The 3,183-nt window shown below is 42.8% G+C and carries 3 protein-coding genes; all 3 read right to left on the reverse strand.

Annotated features, from left to right (window positions below; translation table 11 throughout):
- Nucleotides 1–168: 168 nt before the first annotated feature.
- Entirely contained in the window at nt 169–1,698 is a 1,530-nt protein-coding gene (locus tag B3763_RS07030) for a toxin-antitoxin system YwqK family antitoxin (protein WP_286745155.1), read from the reverse strand.
- Between the two features lie 41 nt (nt 1,699–1,739).
- Entirely contained in the window at nt 1,740–2,330 is a 591-nt protein-coding gene (locus tag B3763_RS07035; RefSeq protein ID WP_286745157.1) for a hypothetical protein, read from the reverse strand.
- The coding region (locus B3763_RS07040) for a 3-oxoacyl-ACP synthase III family protein (protein ID WP_286745159.1) at nt 2,324–3,183 on the reverse strand (860 nt) is incomplete at its 5' end. The genes B3763_RS07035 and B3763_RS07040, both read right to left, overlap by 7 nt.

The raw sequence follows: 3,183 nt of genomic DNA on the forward strand, positions 1-3,183 counted from the left end.
ACTTACTTACATCGAACTCAGGTTTATTTAGATAAGACAAATGTAAATAGACCACGTGAACTACAAGCTGTGTGTCTTGGTAGTGCCTTATAAGAGCCATTTGAGATGACACAAGGTGGTAAAATGTCGACACATTCGCTGTACGACCAAAGCAAGTAACCTTATGTTTTAATTAAAACCTCTTTTGGTGCTCACCAGCTCACCATTGCTATAATACTCAATGTCTACTACGGTACCTGATCGAGAGAAAACCTCCCAGCTACCTTCTTTTACACCATCTACTAGTTTGCCAGAGGTGATTTTTCTACCTTTTTCATCAAAGAAAGACCATTGGCCATTAGGCAACCCTCGCTCATAGTTTCCTTTAGAAAACACGGTGCCATCAGCATAATAATTTATAACCTCGCCAAAGCCGTTCTTTAAGCTTCCGGAACTGTGTTTTCTGCCTCGCTCATCAGTGTATTCAGTAATGGACATTAGTCTTCCTTCCACCCATTGCTCTTCTTTCATTGATGCACCGTTCTTATGAAAATAGCCCCAAAGCCCATCTTTCCCGCCTTTTTTATAGCTACCAATAGATTCTAGTTTTCCGGTGCTATAATAATAGAACCATTGACCGGTTTCCAGGTCATCGAGAAAAGAGCCCTCTGCAACGAGTGTTCCTGTTTGGTCAAACGACTTCCAGTTACCAACTCGTTTATCTTTTGAATATCTGCCCAATTCGGAGATCATGCCGTTGTCATGGAAATACTTCCAGGCACCTGTTTTCAGTCCGAGCTCATACTTTCCCTCCGCAGCGAGTAAGCCGTTTTCGTAATACTGCTGATAAAGGCTATCGGCCAGGCCATATTTATAGTGAGTTATCGACTCAAGTTGCTTATTGGGAAACCAGCTTCGGGCAGTGCCAACTGGTTGATCGTTTTTGTAGGTAATTTCGGAAGCGGTGCGTCCGTTCATGTGATAGGCCACCCAGATTCCTGTTTTTTTGCCTTTTTCGTAGTATTCAACACCGGCCTCCATATTTGGTCCGTAATAATACTCCCATTTACCATCGCGCTGACCGTTTAGATACAGGCCTTTTTCAATGACATAGCCATCGTAGTCGTATTTTTTCCACTCGCCATGGAGTAAACCGTTTTTATAAGTAGTCTCCACGGTTTTAAAGCCATATTCATCGAAGGCTGAGTAGTTTCCATTGAGCAGGCCGTTTTTGTAGTTAGAAATAAACTCGGCCTGACCGTTGGGATGGAAGGCCGTCCAGAGTCCTTCTTTTTCTCCACTTTTAAATGTTCCTTTTTCTAAAGGGGAGGAGTTTTCTCTAAAAGATTCCCACTCTCCGTTTAGCTGATTGTGAGCAAAAATGGCTTTTACTGCAACTACCCGGTTGGGGTAAAATAAATAGTATGGACCATTAAGGCTGTCGTTTCTATAGCTTAAACGTGCCCGTTCAACCCCGTCTATAAATATATTCCAATAGCCCGATTTTTTCCCCTCAAAGTAGTTGCCTCTATGAATGTAGCTGCTGTCTTTGGAGTAAGCTATCCAAAGCCCGCTTCTTAGTCCGTTTTCTTTTTCACCCTTCTCTGTTAGCTCCAGATTTTCTGAAGGAAAAATTAAAGTAAAAGCCTCTTGGGCCTTGAGGGGGAGTTGTGCTCCGGCCAAAAAAACAAGGGAGAAGAGTAATATTGCTTGTCGCATAAACTATAAGGTGGTTGAGAGTCGCCCTAACGAATCAAATATTAAGCCAAATCAGCCGAGAACCAATCGTTAAAACACTCAAGTGTCAAACGATGGATGGAATTAATTTGGTTCATACTAAACAATCTAAATAACCGTATTGATTGATTTTTTTTAATAAAAGTGGTCGCTTGTGTTATTGACTCTTTGTCAATCAGTAAGTTATGAGTTTCCAATAGCGAGTTAGACCATGGGTTGTCATCCAATAACAGTCGGGTGTTTTTGTTGGCAAGGGCAGGGAGCCGGTCTTCTACATATCGCAGAAAAATGCCACTGGCAATAAGGTTACAGGAAAAGTGCTGGCCATACCAAACAATCACTCTGAAAGTAAAAATGTCTGTTTGAGAGAATGAAGAAGGGAAATCGAAAACCTGAAAGGGGTATCCGGAGTGATTGTTTCCTCTACTTATTTTAGAAGGAATGCTCGAAAGACCATCTGGTAAACTCCATATTGGTCTGCTTTTCCATAACTCGGCCAACTTTTGCTGGGTGTAGTATAGTAAATCGTTAACCTGTTTATCCGTTTTTAACTTCAGTTCAAAGAATTCCTTCTTTTCAAGGAAATCGATCAACTCCTGATTAAGCTCTACCATCTGATGAGCGCTGAAGCCCATGTGAAACCACTCCCAAAAGCAGCCAGACAAACAAGGTCTCCATCTTTTATTCGGCCTTGTTCCCAAGCTTCGCTCATGGCGATAGGAATAGAAGCTGCTGTGGTGTTGCCAAGCTTCATTATGTTATTAAAGACCTTATCGTCAGCGAGACCAAATTGCTTTTGCACGAAGTTGCTAATGCGCAGATTGGCTTGATGAGGTACGAGCAGATCAATATCTTCAGGGGTTAGTCCATTATGCTGCAAGGCCTCTTGTATTACCTCGCTAAAACGCACCACAGCATGTTTGAAAACCGCATTTCCATTCATGGTTAGGTTGAATGTTTTGCCATCCAGCAGTTCTTTAGATAACCTTACTTTACGGCTCGATCCGGGGTCTTTTACGTAAAGCTCCTCAGCATAATCGCCATCGGCATGTAGGTGAGTGGAAAGTATGCCTCTGTCCTCATCGGTAGCCTGAACAATAGCAGCGCCTGCACCATCGGCAAAAATGACTGAACTCGAGCGTCCTTCTGTGGATTTATCCAGAGCAGACGATTGAATCTCCGCACCCACAACCAGAACGGTTTTATACATACCGGTTTTCACAAATTGGTCGGCAATAGATAGCGCATAAACAAAGCCAGAACAGGCATTTCTTATATCTAATGCGCCAATGCCCTGTAGGCCCAGTTCGCGCTGCAAAAGTACCCCGGAACCCGGGAAAAAATAGTCGGGTGTAATAGTAGCAAAAACTATAAAGTCAATATCATCAGGTTGTAGTCCCGCTCTTTTCAGAGCCAATTTACTGGCTCGTGTAGCCATGTTAGATACGGTGTCTTTTTCCGGATTAA

This window comes from Roseivirga sp. UBA1976 (assembly GCF_002336325.1).
GTDB lineage: Bacteria > Bacteroidota > Bacteroidia > Cytophagales > Cyclobacteriaceae > Roseivirga > Roseivirga thermotolerans.